This window comes from Arthrobacter sp. A5, assembly GCF_051131705.1.
Lineage (GTDB): Bacteria > Actinomycetota > Actinomycetes > Actinomycetales > Micrococcaceae > Arthrobacter_M.
The window spans coordinates 4,248,472-4,265,249 of sequence record NZ_CP180316.1; the positions used below are offsets into that span (position 1 = coordinate 4,248,472).

15 protein-coding genes are annotated in these 16,778 nt (G+C 63.9%); 6 read left to right on the forward strand and 9 right to left on the reverse strand.

Going from position 1 to position 16,778, the window contains the following annotated elements:
• Positions 1-232 precede the first annotated feature (232 nt).
• A complete protein-coding gene (gene ald, locus ACLLJI_RS20235) occupies positions 233-1,345 on the forward strand; it encodes an alanine dehydrogenase (RefSeq protein ID WP_434616190.1) in 1,113 nt (370 codons plus the stop codon).
• 202 nt (positions 1,346-1,547) lie between these two features.
• Positions 1,548-2,861, forward strand: coding sequence for a PLP-dependent aminotransferase family protein (locus ACLLJI_RS20240; RefSeq protein WP_434616193.1), 1,314 nt, complete (start codon positions 1,548-1,550; stop codon positions 2,859-2,861).
• Between the two features lie 64 nt (positions 2,862-2,925).
• On the opposite strand, the gene ACLLJI_RS20245 is transcribed toward ACLLJI_RS20240, so the two are convergent.
• The 4 genes from ACLLJI_RS20245 to ACLLJI_RS20260 form a co-directional block, all read right to left on the reverse strand.
• Entirely contained in the window at positions 2,926-4,365 is a 1,440-nt protein-coding gene (locus ACLLJI_RS20245) for a dihydrolipoamide acetyltransferase family protein (RefSeq protein WP_434616196.1), read from the reverse strand.
• A 12-nt stretch (positions 4,366-4,377) separates the two neighbouring features.
• Positions 4,378-5,352: an alpha-ketoacid dehydrogenase subunit beta gene (locus ACLLJI_RS20250; RefSeq protein ID WP_434616199.1), complete on the reverse strand. Its 975-nt coding sequence runs from the start codon at positions 5,350-5,352 to the stop codon at positions 4,378-4,380.
• Positions 5,349-6,584, reverse strand: coding sequence for a pyruvate dehydrogenase (acetyl-transferring) E1 component subunit alpha (gene pdhA, locus ACLLJI_RS20255; protein WP_434616202.1), 1,236 nt, complete (start codon positions 6,582-6,584; stop codon positions 5,349-5,351). The genes ACLLJI_RS20250 and pdhA overlap by 4 nt, the downstream gene beginning before the upstream one ends.
• 147 nt (positions 6,585-6,731) lie before the next feature.
• The gene (locus ACLLJI_RS20260; RefSeq protein WP_434616205.1) at positions 6,732-7,853 is read right to left on the reverse strand and encodes a histidinol-phosphate transaminase; all 1,122 of its coding nucleotides are present in this window, start codon (positions 7,851-7,853) and stop codon (positions 6,732-6,734) included.
• Positions 7,854-7,912: 59 nt separating this feature from the next.
• On the opposite strand from ACLLJI_RS20260, the gene ACLLJI_RS20265 reads away from it, so the two are divergent.
• Positions 7,913-8,341 carry a phage holin family protein gene (locus tag ACLLJI_RS20265; RefSeq protein WP_434616207.1) on the forward strand — a complete coding sequence of 143 codons (429 nt, stop codon included), beginning with the start codon at positions 7,913-7,915 and terminating at the stop codon, positions 8,339-8,341.
• Between the two features lie 9 nt (positions 8,342-8,350).
• On the opposite strand, the gene ACLLJI_RS20270 is transcribed toward ACLLJI_RS20265, so the two are convergent.
• Both ACLLJI_RS20270 and ACLLJI_RS20275 read right to left on the reverse strand, forming a co-directional pair.
• Positions 8,351-10,078 carry a hypothetical protein gene (locus tag ACLLJI_RS20270; RefSeq protein WP_434616210.1) on the reverse strand — a complete coding sequence of 576 codons (1,728 nt, stop codon included), beginning with the start codon at positions 10,076-10,078 and terminating at the stop codon, positions 8,351-8,353.
• Complete coding sequence (locus ACLLJI_RS20275; RefSeq protein WP_434616213.1) at positions 10,075-10,494, reverse strand: hypothetical protein; 420 nt, start codon at positions 10,492-10,494, stop codon at positions 10,075-10,077. The genes ACLLJI_RS20270 and ACLLJI_RS20275 overlap by 4 nt, the downstream gene beginning before the upstream one ends.
• Positions 10,495-10,787: 293 nt before the next feature.
• Between ACLLJI_RS20275 and purB the strand changes: the two genes are divergently transcribed.
• Positions 10,788-12,239, forward strand: coding sequence for an adenylosuccinate lyase (gene purB, locus ACLLJI_RS20280; RefSeq protein ID WP_434616216.1), 1,452 nt, complete (start codon positions 10,788-10,790; stop codon positions 12,237-12,239).
• Positions 12,240-12,530: 291 nt separating this feature from the next.
• On the opposite strand, the gene ACLLJI_RS20285 is transcribed toward purB, so the two are convergent.
• The 3 genes from ACLLJI_RS20285 to ACLLJI_RS20295 form a co-directional block, all read right to left on the reverse strand.
• Entirely contained in the window at positions 12,531-13,019 is a 489-nt protein-coding gene (locus ACLLJI_RS20285) for a MarR family winged helix-turn-helix transcriptional regulator (RefSeq protein WP_434616219.1), read from the reverse strand.
• Between the two features lie 2 nt (positions 13,020-13,021).
• Positions 13,022-13,765, reverse strand: coding sequence for an SDR family NAD(P)-dependent oxidoreductase (locus ACLLJI_RS20290; RefSeq protein WP_434616222.1), 744 nt, complete (start codon positions 13,763-13,765; stop codon positions 13,022-13,024).
• A gap of 210 nt (positions 13,766-13,975) precedes the next feature.
• The gene (locus ACLLJI_RS20295; protein ID WP_434616225.1) at positions 13,976-14,863 is read right to left on the reverse strand and encodes an FUSC family protein; all 888 of its coding nucleotides are present in this window, start codon (positions 14,861-14,863) and stop codon (positions 13,976-13,978) included.
• Positions 14,864-15,473: 610 nt separating this feature from the next.
• On the opposite strand from ACLLJI_RS20295, the gene ACLLJI_RS20300 reads away from it, so the two are divergent.
• Both ACLLJI_RS20300 and ACLLJI_RS20305 read left to right on the forward strand, forming a co-directional pair.
• On the forward strand, positions 15,474-15,917 hold the full coding sequence (locus tag ACLLJI_RS20300; RefSeq protein ID WP_434616228.1) for a hypothetical protein: 444 nt from the start codon (positions 15,474-15,476) through the stop codon (positions 15,915-15,917).
• Positions 15,914-16,219, forward strand: a complete 306-nt coding sequence (locus ACLLJI_RS20305) for a winged helix-turn-helix domain-containing protein (RefSeq protein ID WP_434616231.1) — start codon at positions 15,914-15,916, stop codon at positions 16,217-16,219. Before ACLLJI_RS20300 ends, ACLLJI_RS20305 begins: the two co-directional genes overlap by 4 nt.
• Positions 16,220-16,778: the final 559 nt, after the last annotated feature.

Here is a 16,778-nt window from a genome sequence, read left to right on the forward strand (position 1 = left end):
GACAATTGACGTCCCCGCACACGACATATGTCGATCCCCGGGGCCCAAACGGACCGGAATACCGCCGCGGGCGCTCGGACAGCCCTGCGGCCGCCTGTACCGCGCATCACATCCGGACCTAAGCTGAATACCCGGCGGACAACGCGGCCGTCCTCGCATCCGGCCCGATCCCCGTCCCAAAAGCCAGACTCAAATTTCAGTCCCAAAAGCCAGACCCAGCTACGGAGAAACCATGATCATCGCCGTCCCCAAGGAAATTAAGAACAACGAATTCCGCGTCGCCATCACCGCCTCAGGGGTCCACGAGTTTAGGGACCACGGCCACCAGGTTCTGGTTGAAAAGGGCGCTGGTCTGGGCTCGAACATCACCGATGCGGAATATACGGACGCGGGTGCCGAGCTGGTGGACACCGCCGAGGAACTGTGGAAGCGCGCGGATATGGTGATGAAGGTCAAGGAGCCGATTGCCGCCGAATACCACCACTTCCGGCAGGGTCTGATCCTGTTCGCCTACCTGCATTTGGCCGCCGAACCCGAGCTGACCGCTGCGCTGATGGAATCCGGCGTGACCGCCATCGCGTATGAGACCGTCCAGGCTGGCCGTTCTCTGCCACTGCTGGCACCCATGTCCGAGGTAGCCGGACGGCTGTCCGTACAGGTCGGTGCACAGAGCATGACGGCGCCCGCCGGCGGCCCAGGCATTTTGCTCGGCGGTGTCCCCGGTGTCCGGCCAGCCAAGGTTGTGGTGCTTGGTGCCGGGGTAGCGGGAAGTAATGCCGCGGCCATGGCCGTGGGCGCAGGCGCCGAGGTCACCATCCTGGACATTAATATTGAGCGGCTGCGCGAGCTCGGCGCCATCTACCAGGGCAGGCTTAAGACGGTGGCATCCAACAGGCTTGAAATTGAGAGGTCCCTGCTGGAGGCCGACCTGGTGATCGGCTCGGTCCTGATCCCCGGAGCCAAGGCGCCGAAGCTGGTCACCAACGCGACGGTGTCCCGGATGAAGCCGGGATCAGTTCTGGTGGATATCGCCGTGGACCAGGGTGGCTGCTTTGAAGACAGCCATCCCACCACCCATGAGGACCCCACCTTCACGGTGCATAACTCGATCTTCTACTGCGTAGCGAACATGCCGGGCGCGGTGCCGAACACCTCGACCTACGCGCTGACCAACGTCACCCTGCGGTACGCCGTCGCCCTGGCCAACCTCGGCGTCAGCGATGCGCTGCAGCGGGACGCCTCGCTCGCGGCCGGACTGAACGTGGCCGGCGGCAAGGTGACCCACCACTCGGTTTCCAGCGCCCTCGGGCTGGAACTGGCGGCGGATTGGTCCGGACTCCTCTGAAAACAGCGCCGGCAACCGGCGGTTGGGCTCGAGCTCCCGCCGTCGGCCGCCGATCGGTGACCGCGGCCTGGCTGACGTCAGACGCGGTGGCGAGCAGCAGGAACAGTTACGGACGGCAGTCACGGTCGCAGCGGCCGGCCAATCGGAGACGACCAGAAAACATTTGATGCCTCTTTAGCAACAATGGGGCTATCCTTGGTCTGTGACCTACAAAACAGCGCGCGCCACCGATGCCGCAGAGCCGCTCCCCGCCGAAACCGAAGAGGCCCTCTTACGGGCCGAAGCGCAAAGCTCCGGAACCGTCCACCCACATGAGTCGCTCTTCTCCGACCGCGCCGCAAATATCAAGCAGTCCGCGGTTCGGGATGTCTTTGAAATCTCCATGCAGCCCGGCCTCGTGTCCCTGGCCGGCGGCAATCCGTATCTGCAGTCCCTGCCGCTGGAAAAGCTGGGACAGGCTGCGGCAGCCATCATCGCCGAGCAGGGGTTGGAGGCGCTGCAGTACGGAGGCGGCCAGGGGACACTGGAACTCCGGCGGCAGATCTGCATGGTGATGGCCGCCGAGGGCATCACAGATGCGGATCCGGAGAACGTTGTCATCACGGCCGGTTCCCAGTCCGCCCAGGATATCGCGGCCAAGGTGTTCTGCAATCCCGGGGACGTCGTGCTGATTGAGGATCCGACCTACGTGGGTGCGCTGAACACGTTTGAGACGTACCAGATCGATGTGCAGCCCGTCCTGGTCGACGACGACGGCCTAGTGCCATCAGAGCTCCGGCGCCGCATCGCCGAACTGCGCTCCGCGGGCAAAACAGTCAAGATGCTGTATACGATTCCCAACTTCAGCAACCCCTCCGGCGTAACGCTTTCCCGCAGTCGACGGCAGGAAATCGTTGATATATGCCGTGAAGCGAATGTTCTGGTGCTGGAGGATAACCCGTACGGTCTGCTGAAGTTCGATGGCGAACTCGCGTCACCGCTACGGGCGGGGAATGCGCGCGAAGTGCTGTATTTGGGCTCCTTTTCCAAGATTTTTGCCCCTGGTCTGCGAATCGGCTGGGCGCTGGTCCCCGCACATCTGAAGCAGCGTTTCTACCTCGCCAGCGAAGCTGTCACGCTTTGCCCACCGACGTTCAACCAGATGCTCGTGTCGACATATCTGCGGGACTTTGACTGGATGGGGCAGATCCGCACCTACCGAGCGCTCTACCAGGAACGCTGCGAAGCCATGCTCGCGGCGCTGACCGAGCTCATGCCCGCGGGGATCCGGTGGACCGCTCCGGCGGGCGGCTTCTTTATCTGGCTGACAGTCCCCGAGCACGTGGATACCTATCCGCTGCTGCGCAAGGGGATCGACGCCGGCGTGGTGTTTGTGCCGGGAGCTGCCTTCACCTCGGTCACAGGGCCCAGCAACACTCTGCGGCTCGCCTTCAGCTCCGCTACGCCGGAAAACATCTGGGAAGGTGTCCGCCGGCTCGCCCCGGTGCTGCGTGCCGCCGTCGACCGTCACCATTAACCTCATCTGAGGTACCCATTAGTGGCCGTTCCGTGGATTGGCCACAAACGCGCGCCTCAGATGATCAGTCAAGGAGCAGCGCCGGCTCTTCCAGGATTGATGCCACGTCCGCCATAAAGCGGGCAGATAGATCGCCGTCGACCACGCGGTGGTCGAAGGAACCGCCCAGCGTGGTGATCCAGCGCGGCAGCACCTCGCCGTCGAGCACCCATGGCTTTTGCTTAATCGTGCCGAATGCGACGATCGCCACCTCGCCCGGATTGATGATCGGGGTACCCGTGTCAATGCCCAGGGCGCCAATATTTGTGATGGTCAGCGAGCCGCCCGCCATCTGCGCCGGCTGCGTCCTGCCCGCGCGCGCGGTGCTGGCCAACTCATTGATGGCAACGGCCAGCTCCTTGAGCGACAAATCCTGCGCATCCTTGATGTTCGGCACCAGCAGCCCGCGCGGCGTGGCGGCGGCGATGCCAAGATTCATGAAGTGCTTGACGATAATCTCATCCCCGGTCCAGGTCGCATTGACCGACGGATTGCGCGCCGCCGCCCAGATCACGGCCTTGGACAGAATCAGCAGCGGCGAAACCTTGATGCCCTCAAAATCCCGTGAATTCTTCAACCGCTTGACAAATTCCATTGTGCGGCTGGCATCGACATCCACAAAAATGCTCACGTGCGGGGCGCTAAAGGCACTCTCCACCATCGCCCTCGCCGTCGCCTTCCGCACGCCCCTGACCTGAATCCGGGAGACGCGCTGATCCGCGGCAGCGCCCAGCCCGCTGGCCCTGATGGGCTGCCAGAAGCTCCCCGCGTCGTCCCGTTCCGCGGTCCGTTGGTCCTGGTAACTGAGTAGATCCTTTTTCGTGACCTCCCCGCGCGGCCCCGTCGGGGATACATCGGCCAGATTGATCCCGAGATCCTTGGCTGCCTTGCGGACCGGAGGCTTGGCCAGCACGCGGCCGTCCCTGGTCCCGATTGCGGCAGGTCCGAAGGATGGAACGGACGACGGCGTCACTAAGGAGTCCGTGCCCGTCGCCACCGCGGGAGCCGCCATGGTGACGGACGGAGCCGCCGTTGGGACGGACGGAGCCGCCGTTGGGACGGACGGAGCCGCCGTTGGGACGGACGGAGTTGCCGTGCGCCGCGGCCGGCGCTTGACCGCGTCGGCTTTGGGTCCTGAACCAACCAGCGGCTTCCCTTCGGGCGCCCGCTCCACATCTGCCGCCCGAGCGCTATACATGGGGATCGCACCGGCCGCTTCCGCTGCGGCGCCAATTCTGATGATCGCGGTGCCGACGTCCACTGTCTGCCCCTCCTCGACCAGCAACTGGGCGACGAGCCCGGCGTAGGGCGAGGGCAGCTCAACAATGGACTTGGCGGTTTCAATCTCGACGAGCACATCGTTAATGGCAACGATATCGCCAAGCTTGACCTTCCACGAGACGATTTCCGCCTCGGTCAGGCCTTCGCCGACATCGGGCAGATTGAACGTATTCAGTGCGGACATCGGTGGCCTTCCTTAGTACGCCAGGGCGCGGTCGAGCGCCTCTAGAATCCGGTCAATGTCCGGCAGGTAATGCTCCTCCACACGGGCTACCGGGTAGGCCATGTGGAACCCACCCACTCGGAGAGCCGGCGCCTCCAGCGCATAAAAACAACGCTCACTGATGCGGGCCGCTATCTCCCCGCCGAGGCCCCCGAAGGTGGGCGCTTCGTGTGCAATGATCAGCCGCCCGGTCTTCTCCACTGACGCCGTTACGGCGTCAAAATCGATCGGGGAAATGGACCGCAGGTCAATGACCTCCACGCTGTGCCCTTCCTCCGCCGCGGTATCCGCGGCGGCCAGCGCCACGGGAACGAGCGGCCCGTACGCGACCACCGTGGCGTCCGTTCCGGCGCGCAGCACCTGGGCCTGGAATGCATCAAGCCCCGGCGATTCCGTATTCACATCGCCCTTGAGCCAGTACCGTCGCTTGGGCTCAAAGACAATGACCGGGTCCGGACACGCCACGGCCTGTTGGATCATCCAGTACGCATCATGGGCATTCGAGGGTGAAATAATCCGCAGACCGGCGGTGTGGGCGAAGAGAGCCTCCGGGGACTCGGAGTGGTGCTCAATGGACCCGATCCCGCCGCCGTAGGGAATGCGGATGACCACCGGCGCGCTCAGCTGACCACTGCTGCGGGTGTGGATCTTAGCCAGCTGGGTGGTGATCTGATTAAAGCCGGGAAAAACGAAACCGTCGAACTGGATCTCACAGATGGGGCTGTAGCCACGCAGCGCCATCCCGATCGCGGTGCCGATAATACCGGACTCGGCCAGCGGTGTATCCATCACCCGGTTCGCACCAAATTCGGCCTTCAATCCTTCCGTGACCCGGTACACGCCACCGAGTGCACCGATGTCCTCGCCCATGATCAGCGTCTTCGGATTGGCGGCCAGCGTGGCGCGGAGGCCTTCGTTGATGGCCTTCGCGATGGTCATCGTGGTCATGCTGCACCGTTTTCGGTCGTGCTCCCGGCGACAGTGCCCGCGCCCTGGTCGGCAAAGGAGGCCTCGTAATTCTCAAACCAAGCCAGTTCCTCGGCCACCAGCGGGTGAGCCTGCGCATACACGTTGGCAAAGGAGGAGCGGATGTCCGGGACGGTCATGGCCAGCGTTGTCTTGCGGACATAGGCGGCCAGCTCGTCGCCGTCGTTCTTTATGGACGCGAAGAACGCATCGTCGGCAAGGTTTTGTGCGCGCAGATATGTTTCCAGCCGGATCAGCGGGTCCTTGGCGCGCCACTTGTCCTCCTCAGCCGCCGGCCGGTACTTGGTGGGGTCATCGGCCGTGGTGTGGGCGCCGACGCGGTAGGTGTACGCCTCGATCAACACCGGTCCCTGGCCCGAGCGCGCGTGCTCCAGCGCCCATTCCGAGACGGCGTGCACCGCGAGGACGTCATTGCCGTCCACCCGGATACCGGGAAACCCATAGCCGCCGGCCCGGTTCACCAGCGGGACCCGCGACTGGACCTCAAAGGGAACGGATATGGCCCAGTGGTTGTTCTGGCAGAAGAAGACAACGGGGGCGTTGTAGGAGGCGGCGAAAACCATCGATTCGTGCACGTCGCCCTCGGAGCTGGCACCGTCACCGAAATAGGCGACGGCGGCGGCAGGCTCGGTTTCCGGATCGGCCGCCAAATCACGCTGGATCCCCATTGCGTAACCCACCGCGTGCAGGGTCTGCACGGCGAGGACCAGGGTGTACAAGTGAAAATTGTTGTCCTTGGGGTTCCAACCGCCGTTGGAAATGCCCCGGAAAAGCTTCAGCAGCTGGGACAGATCGACGCCGCGGGTCAGCGCCACGCCGTGCTCACGGTAGGTGGGGAAAATATAGTCCTGCGGTTGCGTGGCCCGCCCGGAACCGATCTGGGCCGCTTCCTGGCCGGTCAGCGGCACCCAGAGGGCAAGCTCGCCCTGACGTTGGAGGGCTGTGGCCTCCTGATCAAACCGGCGGATGGTGGCCATGTCGCGGTAAAACCCCCGCAGCTTCTCGGGAGTCAGACGCTCCAGGAAGGGGCTGAAGGTAGCGTCGTGCCGGAGTGTTCCGTCCGGGCCCAGCAGCTGGACCATGTCGTCCTCGGGGGCGGCCGTTTCCGCCGCCTGGGCTGCTTCCAAGGACTCCCCGGGCTCATCAAGTCCGGCATCCTCAAACTCGGTGGTGGGTAGCTGGGCGGCGCCCATACCGTCTCCTCGCCTGCCGCATCTGCAACATCGGTTCATCAGTGGGAAGACATACGTCTTCCGGAATGCTTCCCGCAGACGCATATATTCATCTATTTCCGGATTCAACTGTAGCGGCAGGCCGGCCCTGCTGACGTTTATTAAGCGCTAGGAACCCTGCGGCGCTTTTGTATACTCCACACAGAGTTCCAGAAAGCGGGTATTGGCTTCGGTCTCGCCGATGCTGACCCGCACGCCCTCGTCGCCGAAGGCCCGGACGGACAGCCCCCGCTGCCCGGCGAGGGCGGCAAACCCGGTGCTGCTCTCCCCCAAGTTGAGCCAGACAAAGTTTCCCTGCGCATCGGGAATGTCCCAGCCCAAGGCCCTGAGGCCGGCCGTCACACGGTTCCGTTCATCCACGAGACTTTGTACCCTTTCTACAACCTGCTCGTAGTACTGCAAGGACACGACGGCGGCGTGCTCAGCCAGCGAAGACACGGCGAAGGGCGTGGCCGTCACCCGCAGATACCGGGTCAGTTCGGGCCGGGACACAGAGTACCCGACCCGAAGCCCGGCCAGCCCGTGCGCCTTGGAAAAGGTCCGCAGGACCACCACGTTGGGGTATTTGCGGTACATGGCAACGCCGTCCACGGCATCCTCAGCGCGGACGAACTCCATATACGCCTCGTCGATGACGATCACGACATCGGCCGGGACGGAGCCGATGAACCGCTCCACTTCCTCGGTGAACAGCACCGGTCCCGTCGGGTTGTTCGGCGTGCACAGCAGGATCACCCGGGTGCGGTCGGTAACGGCAGCCGCCATGGCGTCCAGGTCATGGGTACCATCCGCTTTGAGCGGGACCATGATGCTCTGGGCCCCGGCCAGTCCCACGCAGATCGGGTATGCCTCGAAAGACCGCCACGCGTAAATGACCTCGTCCGGGCGGCCGTCCTCGTTCTGGCCCGCAAACGCGGACAGCAGCTGGTTCAGGGCACCCAGGCTGCCGGCACCCGTGACAATATCCTCGGCGGCCACGTCAAGGAACTTCCCCAGAGCAGTGCGCAGCTTGGTGCTCAGCGAGTCCGGATACCTATTGATGTCCGCGAGCGAACGCACGGCATCGAGCACGGCCGGAACGGGTCCCAGGGGATTTTCATTCGACGAAAGCTTGAAGCTCTGCAGTCCTTCGACGACGATGGGCGGTTTGCCTGCGGTATACCGGGGCAGGGTGCCCACGACGGAGCGGGGGTGAACCACAGCAGCAGCGGTGGGGTTCTCAGTTGTCATGGTTACAGCTTAATGCCGCTGGCCCGTGCCCATGTCTGGCAGGTATGGGATTATGGCGCATGGGTAAATTCATTGTCCGTGTCCTGGTCAACGCGCTGGCGCTCTGGATCGCCAGCGCACTCCTGCCTGGCCTGCAGATCTCCTCCAGCGGCGCGGGCGGGCTAATGCCGGGCAACAGCACCGCAGGCGCCGTACTGGCCTTCGTCGCCATTGGGCTGATTTGCGGCGTGGTCAACGCCCTCGTCAAGCCAATTGTGAAACTGCTGTCCCTACCCATCACCTTTATCACTTTGGGTCTGTTCACCGTCATTATCAATGCCTCCATGTTGTGGCTGACCTCCTGGCTGAGCCGTTACACGCCCGTTCGCTTCACCATCGACACCTTCCTGTGGACCGCCGTGCTGGCGGCGATCGTGATCAGCGTTGTTTCGATGATCGCCATCTCCCTCACCGGCATCAACGGGAGCCGGGTCAGCAGGCGCAGCTAGACGGCGTCTTCACCCTGCGTCTTTTGTCTTTTCGCCTTGCGTTTTCTGCCTGTTTTTGTCTGTGCCCTGGTAGACGAATTTGCGGTAGCTGACTGCTCCGGTCAGCGCCGCCGGACCCAGGAATTCCAGCAGCGCCTCCTTGTGCGCCAGCACCGAGACGTTCAGGCTTCCATCCAGTTGTTCCGCGTCATCCAGATAAGAATCCAGACTGTGCGCGCCAGTGACTAACTTCCCCGGATCCAGCCATGTGTTAGCCCGCCGCCGGTCGGTGGTAACGGTGACCCAATCGGCGGACTCAGGCGCCGCCGCCAAGTCCAGAGCCGGGACTACATCGTCGACATTTTCCAAAGCCAGCACCTTGATCCCCGGCTGCACGTTCTGATTGGCCGCGGGGGCGCCGGCTATATTGAGGATCCGCACGTTAACCTCAGCGAGGAACGCCGGGTCGGAGGCCATGGCTGCCGCGTGGATTCCGCCGCCACTATGGCCGTTGATCATGACTCCTTCCCCGGGCATGGCGCCGGCATCCCGGAGCGCACTCTTGACCCACTCCTGGACCAGGATCTGATGTTGTGCAAATTTTGCCCGCTGGGCCGACGTCATTGCTTCCACATCCCCTTCCACGTCCCAGGGATTGGCACTGTCCAGCGGCCACCACTGCTCCGTCCCGGGAAGATCGGCTATCCACGCCACGGAGCCGTCGCCGCGGTCGATCCGCTTGATCACGATGGCCGCGGGCGCCACCGAGTAAGCGTCCTGAGAACCGGCCAGTGCGTCGTGCAGCGTGGGAGCCATGGTGCCGAGGACGAAGTCGGCTTGGGCGCCGGTCCCCCGCTCTGCACCCTGCCTCTCCGACGGCCGGGGTACCGGTCCCTGGTTGGTCGAACCCGGGCCCGTCGGAAATCGGAGTGCCGGACGCTGGGCGGCATTCCATTCGGACGGTGGGACCCGCCGCATCAGCAGGTCTCCCAGCATGAATAGACCGGCTGCGTCCATGAAGTGCCGCAGCCCGGTCGCTGCGGCCACACCAGCCGGCTTCAGCACCCCCGTCCGGCCCGGTCCGGAAGCGGTCTGCGACGGCAGCCCAGGCGGAAAACCCAGCAGGCCGACCAGGTAATCGGGGACATGCCCCATTACGTCCTCTGTCACGTCCCGCAGTCCTCGTTTCTGCACATCGACCCCCAGTGAGGTGGCTTGGTACATGGCCACAAACGGGGCCAGCGGCAGCCCAAAGACGCGAAGCAGCAGGCCGCCCATGTGGGCGTCAGCTGACTTCTGCCACTCCAGCCCCGCCATGGCCTGGTTTTCCGCATCCTGATAGCGGACTACGGCGGTCCGGGCATTGTCGGCCGTTTTCTGCAGTTCAACGCGGCACTCACGGCAATCTGCTGCAGCGTCACGGAGGACCGGGATGAGGCCAAAAGGTTGGGCACCGACGATGGGTGTCGCGCACTCCGCATAATTTAGGGCGCCGGCTGCCGTCCGTTCCACGTCAGCCAGTTCGTCGGCAACGCGCTGCAGCCCGGAACTTGCCAGGACCATCTCGCTGAGCACGTAGCTGACCGAGCCTGCTCCTCCGCGCACGGTATAGCTGCTGGCCGGAGCATAACTGCCGGCCGGCGCCCTTAGGACGGCGGCCAGCGCTACGGACGGTGCAGGCAGGACTGGGCCGCCGACAGGCCCTTCCGGTGCAATATTCTGCGGATCCGTCAGCCAGCCACCGATCTGCCGGTTCACGGCAACAGCCCCGAAGCACCGGACCAGGTAAGGCGACCGGAACCCGTCGGACCGCCCGCCCCTGCCCTGCCCACCGGTGCCAAGACGCCGCCGCCGGCTAAAATCCCAGAGCCAGCCAAACTACCCAGTGCGGACTGTCCCGCTGTGCCATCGGACTCCTCCGCGTAGAGCTGGGACGCATAGCGGTGCAGCATTTCCGCGCCGTCCCGCAGCATGCCCGCGGCGTCCTGCATCCGCCGCTCCCGCTCCGCCAGCAGGTTCCGGAACGCGGTGGCGGCCGGCGATTGCCAGCGCAGCTGACCGGCGCCATGCACCCGGCACCTCAGCCCGTCCATATCTTCCGCCGCCCTGAACAGGTCACCTGCCAGGCGCGCTACGTCATCGGCCCGCGGCGCGAGCCGTCCCGCCGTCGTCATCAGTCCTGCCCCTTCCCCGCCATCGCCATCAGTCCTGCCCCTTCCCCTTCCCCTCGTCCGGCCGTGCCGTGTTTGAGCGGCCGCCCCCTGCCCGCTGCCTGTACCAGCCTCGCGGTCTGCTGCTGACGACGCTAGACCGGCAGCTGCTGACCGACCAGAGCGGCCACCAGAAAGGTGCCCCCACTCCGTCGTTTGCAGGGCTGTGCAGGACGGGTTCACCTCAAATCCCGGTTTATGCACTGCAAGGAGCCGCCCAACCGTCGGGCTGCGGGACTTCGTGAAAGAATTGCGGTATGTCTGAAACCGCTACCGCCGCTGAATCTGCCACCCGCACACCCTCCGGACGGGTGGCCTTAGCCGCCGCCGATGCGCGCATCCCGCTTGGCCCGCTCGATGGCCGGTACCAGCGGGCGGTCGCACCGCTGGTGGACTACCTCTCCGAAGCTGCGCTGAACCGGGACCGGGTGGCCGTCGAGGTCGAATGGCTGATCCACCTCACGTCGCACCGGGTGCTGCCCGGAACCGTTGAGCTGGACGCCGATCAGCAAGCTCAACTGCGCGCCATCGTGACCGGGTTCGACGCCGGCTCTGTGGCGGAACTGGCCGAAATCGAAAAGGTTACGGTCCATGATGTGAAGGCGGTGGAATACTACCTCGGGCGAAGGCTGCCGAGCATCGGAATCGAAAATCTCACGTCGCTGGTTCACTTCGGCTGCACCAGCGAGGACGTCAACAACCTCTCCTACGCAATGGGCATCAAGGGCGCCGTGCAGAATGTCTGGCTTCCGGCCGCCCGGGCACTGGTGGCCAAAATCACGGAAATGGCGCAGACGAACCGCGCCGTTCCCATGCTCTCCCGTACGCACGGCCAGCCCGCCACACCAACGACGCTGGGTAAGGAGCTCGCGGTGACGGCGCATCGACTCGGCCGGCAGCTAAAGCGCGTGGAAAACACTGAATATCTGGGCAAGATCAACGGAGCCACCGGGACCTATGCCGCGCACTACGCCTCTGTGCCCTCGGCGGACTGGGAGCAGGTCTCGCGCAGTTTCATTGAAGGGCTGGGCCTGACCTGGAACCCGCTCACGACGCAGATCGAGTCGCACGACTGGCAAGCCGAGCTTTACTCCGACATGGCCCGCTTCAACCGCATTCTGCACAACCTCTGCACGGACGTCTGGAGTTACATCTCCATCGGCTACTTTGCCCAGGTTCCTGTTCCCGGCGCCACCGGGTCCTCGACCATGCCGCACAAAGTCAACCCGATCCGCTTTGAAAACGCCGAGGCCAATCTGGAGATGTCCAGCGCACTGCTGGATACCCTTGCGGCCACGCTGGTGACCAGCCGCTGGCAGCGGGACCTGACCGATTCCTCCAGCCAGCGCAACATCGGCGTCGCCTTCGGTCATTCACTGCTGGCCATCAACAACGTACTGGGCGGCTTGGACAGGCTGGACACCGCCGAGGACGTGCTGGCGGCCGATTTGGACCAAAACTGGGAGGTGCTGGGCGAGGCGATCCAGATGGTGATGCGTGCGGAAGCGATCGCCGGCGTCCCTGGGATGGAAAACCCGTACGAAAGGCTCAAGGACCTGACCCGAGGGCAGCGTATAAATGCCGCCCGCATGCAGGACTTCGTCTCCAGGCTGGGGCTTTCCGCGGACGCCGAGGCGCGCCTGTTGGCCCTCACCCCCGGCGGCTACACCGGCATTGCGGACCTTCTCGTGGATCATCTGCGGGATTAGTCGCTGCCGCACATACTTCAATACAGCCGGTTCAGCACCGCCGGTTCAGCACGTTTAGGGGCAGTCCAGGGGCAGGCAGTCCGGGGTCAAGGCAGTCCGGGGTCAAGGCAGTCCGGGGTCAAGGCAGTCCGGGGTCAAGGCAGTCCGGGGTCAAGGCAGTCCGGGGTCAAGGCAGGCAGTTTGTAAGGCCCCACGGCGGCACTCACCAAGCGTTTCCGGCGCGACAGTGCCGACATCGGATACTCGGCGTCTTATAATCCTGTAGGTTTATGAGGCCGCCCAAGGTGGCGGCTACGAGCACGTAGGCGGCCCGTGGGCGTCCCTCAAGGTGGCGGCTACGCGGTTGCTTTCGACCTCGAACCGGGTTAGTAGACGCACCATGTCGCTGCGGTCCTCGGCGTTCCAATCTTCCAGCAGCTCATCGATGAGGGAATTTCCCGAACGCTGCAGTGCCTCCCCTGCCCGTTGCCCGGCCTGGGTGAGCACGATCAGCGAGGCCCGCGAATCCATCGGGTCCCCGGAACGACCAACGAGTCCAGCCTGTTGAAGGCGCGCGGTGATCTTGGAGATGTTGGAGGCTCCGGTGACCATCCGCTCGGCCAGCGCCGAGGGCCGCTGGGCACCGGAGTTGTTCAGGATGGTGAGCAGCGTCAGGGCCCCCGGGTCCAGCACCACGCCCTCGCGCGCGGCGACCGCGGTGGTGAAGTCCGGCGCCGTCCATTGCGCCAAGATCCCGTTCAGGACCTGGATTAGCGCCGCATTCTGCTCCGTTGCGGCCATGGCTAGGCCTCGGTTCCGCCGTCTACACGCAGCACGACGCCGGTGATGAAGGCGGCCTGGTCCGAAAGCAGGAAGGCGGTTGCGTTGGCGATGTCCTCCGGCTGTCCCAGGCGCTTCATCGGGATCTCTGCGGCGTATCCGGCCTTGGCCTTGGGAGGCAGGGAAGCCAGCGCGGCGGTTTCAATGGCGCCCGGCGCCACCGCGTTGACGCGGATGCCCAGTGCCGCGTTTTCCTTGGCAACGCTGCGGGTCAAGGAAACCACCCCGTGCTTTGCCGCTCCATAGGGAGTCAGTTGGGGTGTGGCACTGATGCCTGCCAGCGAGGCGATGTTCACGATGGAACCGCGTCCCTGCTCCAGGAAGTGGGCGACCTGGGTCTGCATGGCCAGAAAGGTGCCGCGCAAGGTCACGTTGATGGTGCGGTCCCAGTCCGCGGCGGTGATCTCCTGCACGGGCTTGGGCATGGCCCCGACACCCGCGTTGTTCACTGCCATGTCCAAGCGGCCGAAGCTCTCGATTGCGAAGGGAACCAGAGCGTTGACCTCGTCCGCTTCGGCGACATTGGCATGCTTGTAGGCGGCGCGTCCGCCGGCGGCCTCGATGAGCGAAACTGTTTCGGCGCCGGCCTCGTCGTTGACGTCTGAGACGATGATCGAGGCACCGTCGGCGGCTAGGTGCAGGGCAATGGCGCGGCCGATTCCGGCTCCGGCTGCAGTGACAAGTGCTACCTGGTTCTCAAAAAGCATGAGAAAAGCTCTTCTCCTTGGGTCGAATTTACTGTCGCATAGACAGCATATACCCGCGAGGTGCCCAGCGGAACACCGGCCCGGCAAACACCTCGTCCGGTAACCTCCCGGTATCACGCCGCAATCGAGGCGCAATGCCCGGGCGGACCAATGTGCCCCGGAGCAGGACGAGGCTACAGGGTGACGACACACAGGGGCGGTGTTGAAGTTTTACCCGGAGACGACCTCACGCCGGGATTCCCAGCGCCGTAGCAGCAAGGCGATCAGCACCGCCGCGGCAATTCCAATCACCGTGAAAATGACTCGCTCAAGGGTCAGCTCGAAACCGCGCTCGACGTCGCCGAGAGAGGCGAAGATCAACAGCATCGGTGTCAGAGCCAGCGCCTGCATCAGGTAGGCCCCTCCCATGGAATACCAGACGAGGAAGAACAGGCACAGCACGGCGACGATGACAGCGCCCCACACGGGTAGGAACAGCACCACCAGCAGGGCCACCACGGCCCCCAGGAAGGTGCCGATGAGGCGCCCGTTTAAGGTCTCGCGGCGCTGGTTGGGCAGTGGTCGCAAGGCCATCAGTATGGTTACGGCGATCCAGTAGCCATGGGGGATGTTATTGGTCAGGCTCCAGAACATTATCGCCGCGCACAACAGGCCCACCGCGATGCCGTGCTCCCAGGCAGTTCGCTTTTCCACGGGCAGGGTCGGAGCCTGGAACTTCAGCATGCGGGTGATGAAGGCACCTACCACGCCACCGGCAAGAATCCACAACGCCGCGGACCACCAGCTGAGGTTGATAGGACCCGGGCCAAACAGGATCACCATGATCGGTGTCAACGAGAGCAGCCCGGCGGAGCGCTGGTTGGTGACCGCAAACAGGACCGCAGAGATGAACATAAGCACCGCGATGGCCCACGGCGTTGAACCGGCCCATGCCGCCAACCCGCCAAGTGCGGCGCCCAGGACCACCAGCAGCGCCGCCTGGCGCGGTCGACTCACCGGAGTGACCGCCATCCCCAGGCCCATCGCCAGGCCAAATCCCATGCTGGCCGAGGACCCTCCCAGCACGCTCACGATTGCGGAAGGAATCAGGATTGCCACTAAAAGCTTTAACGTTATCGGCAGGGTTCCCGGTTGAGGGCGGCTAAAAATCACCATGGTGTCGTTACCTTTCCATGGGCCGGCGGGTAGCAGCTGCACGAACCCTCCGAGGATGGATTTGGTGAAGAGATCGGCATTAACAACCACCATACTGGTGCGAATCCCTCTCGATCCCACGACGGAACACCATTATTCTTCTGGCACGAATCACCCCCGGCAATCCGTCCGGTCTGCTACACATGCAAGATGTGCGGGGTTGGCCCAGGACGCTGGGCGCGCATGTCCGCCCCTTCACAATTGGACGTGGCGTGGTGTTTTCTTCGGTACGGGCGGCGGCCGCCCAAACCTCGCAAAAAAATGCGACAGCGATCGTTGGAAACCACAGGCTGCCGATTCTCGATTCGAACCATCCTTGAAATCCTTCGTTATCGAGAAGAGCTCCACCCAGCTCTCTGGCTCAAGGGTCACACCAGGCTTGACCGTAGTCCGCCCGGCGGTTGGCGGACGCCATCGCACGGGCGGTCCAGTTGCTCTACGGAAAGTACTTGACTAAATGGAAAGTACTTTCCTATACTCGTGGAATCAGCCGCCAATAAGGAGAGGCCCCATAATGGACGAGACAACGGGCAGCCCGTCGCCGGCACAGGCGCAGGCGCTTCTGGCCAAAGCCGATTCGATCGGGGCCGCATCGACCAACGCTGCGGCCTGGCCCGTGGCCATAATTTTCACCAGCCTGGCGATCCTGGGTTCCATGCTGATGATCGGAATGCAGATCGTTTCCCATACCGGGTACGGCGCGCCGCTGCTGGCCGCGGCTGTGGGTGTTTGGGCCGTTGCGACGGCAAGCATCTGGCCGATGTTTCAGAGGTCGACCAAAGTCGGGTTCACGAAGCGGTTCCTGACATCCCTGGCCGCCTACTTCGCCCTGTACGGGGTTGCATTGGGTGTGGGGGTCAGTCTCTTCCGCGACGGCAACCTGTGGTTCTACATATCGTCCGCCATCGTCTTGGGCGGCATCGGCCTGGCCGCAGCCTTCCGCGAACTGCGCGCATGAGCACTGCCTCGGATCATCCCCGTCACAAGCTCAATGAGCTCGTCCACTCACCGGTCCGCTTTTCCATCATGGCAGCGCTGGCTCGTGCGGAATCCTTGGACTTCATGGACCTCCGTGACGCCATCCAGGTCAGCGATTCCGTCCTCAGCAAACAACTGTCCGTCTTGGAAAAGGCCGGCTACGTAAAGATCAAGAAGACTTTCGCCGGGAAGATGCCGCGAACCTCGGCGAGTTTGACCGCGAACGGACGCGAGGCCTGGACTGGACACCTGCAGATCCTGCGGGACATTGCGGGGGGCTAATGCTCTGTCAGCGGTTCGTGCGGATCGCGAGGAGTTTATGGCCCTCCGGGATCTTGCCCGTGAGGACTTCTGTGGCTTCTTTCGTAGGCGTTGCCATCCGGGCAAAATGACCCTCGCCAAGGTGCGGCTCGCCGTGGCCTTCATGGGCAAGCCGGGCCAAAAGGCTGAAGATCGCAGCCAATGCCCGAGCGGAAGGCAAAACAGCACAGCACGCCGCGGAACTCGTGCATCACCGCCGAACTCATCGACTATCCATGGCGGCCAGAGCTGCTCGTTGGGGACGCAGGAATTCGAAAAGTTCTCGCAGTCGCCATTACCGCCGTGGCTGCCCAAGCGTCTTTCGAGCGGGGTGGCCCGCGGCGGAACGACCTCCCGGTAGTGGCAGGCCCAGGTGAGCCCGGATTAACCCAAAGTAAAGCATCCGGCAGGCATAGCAGAGCAGGCACTCGCCAGCCCTCGGCGCAAACGACGAAGCCGCCATCCCGTCGACAAGTCTGCCAAGCGGGGCCATTTGCCCGTTGAGATCCGGTGGAAAGGGGCACATCTCCCCACGGACCAA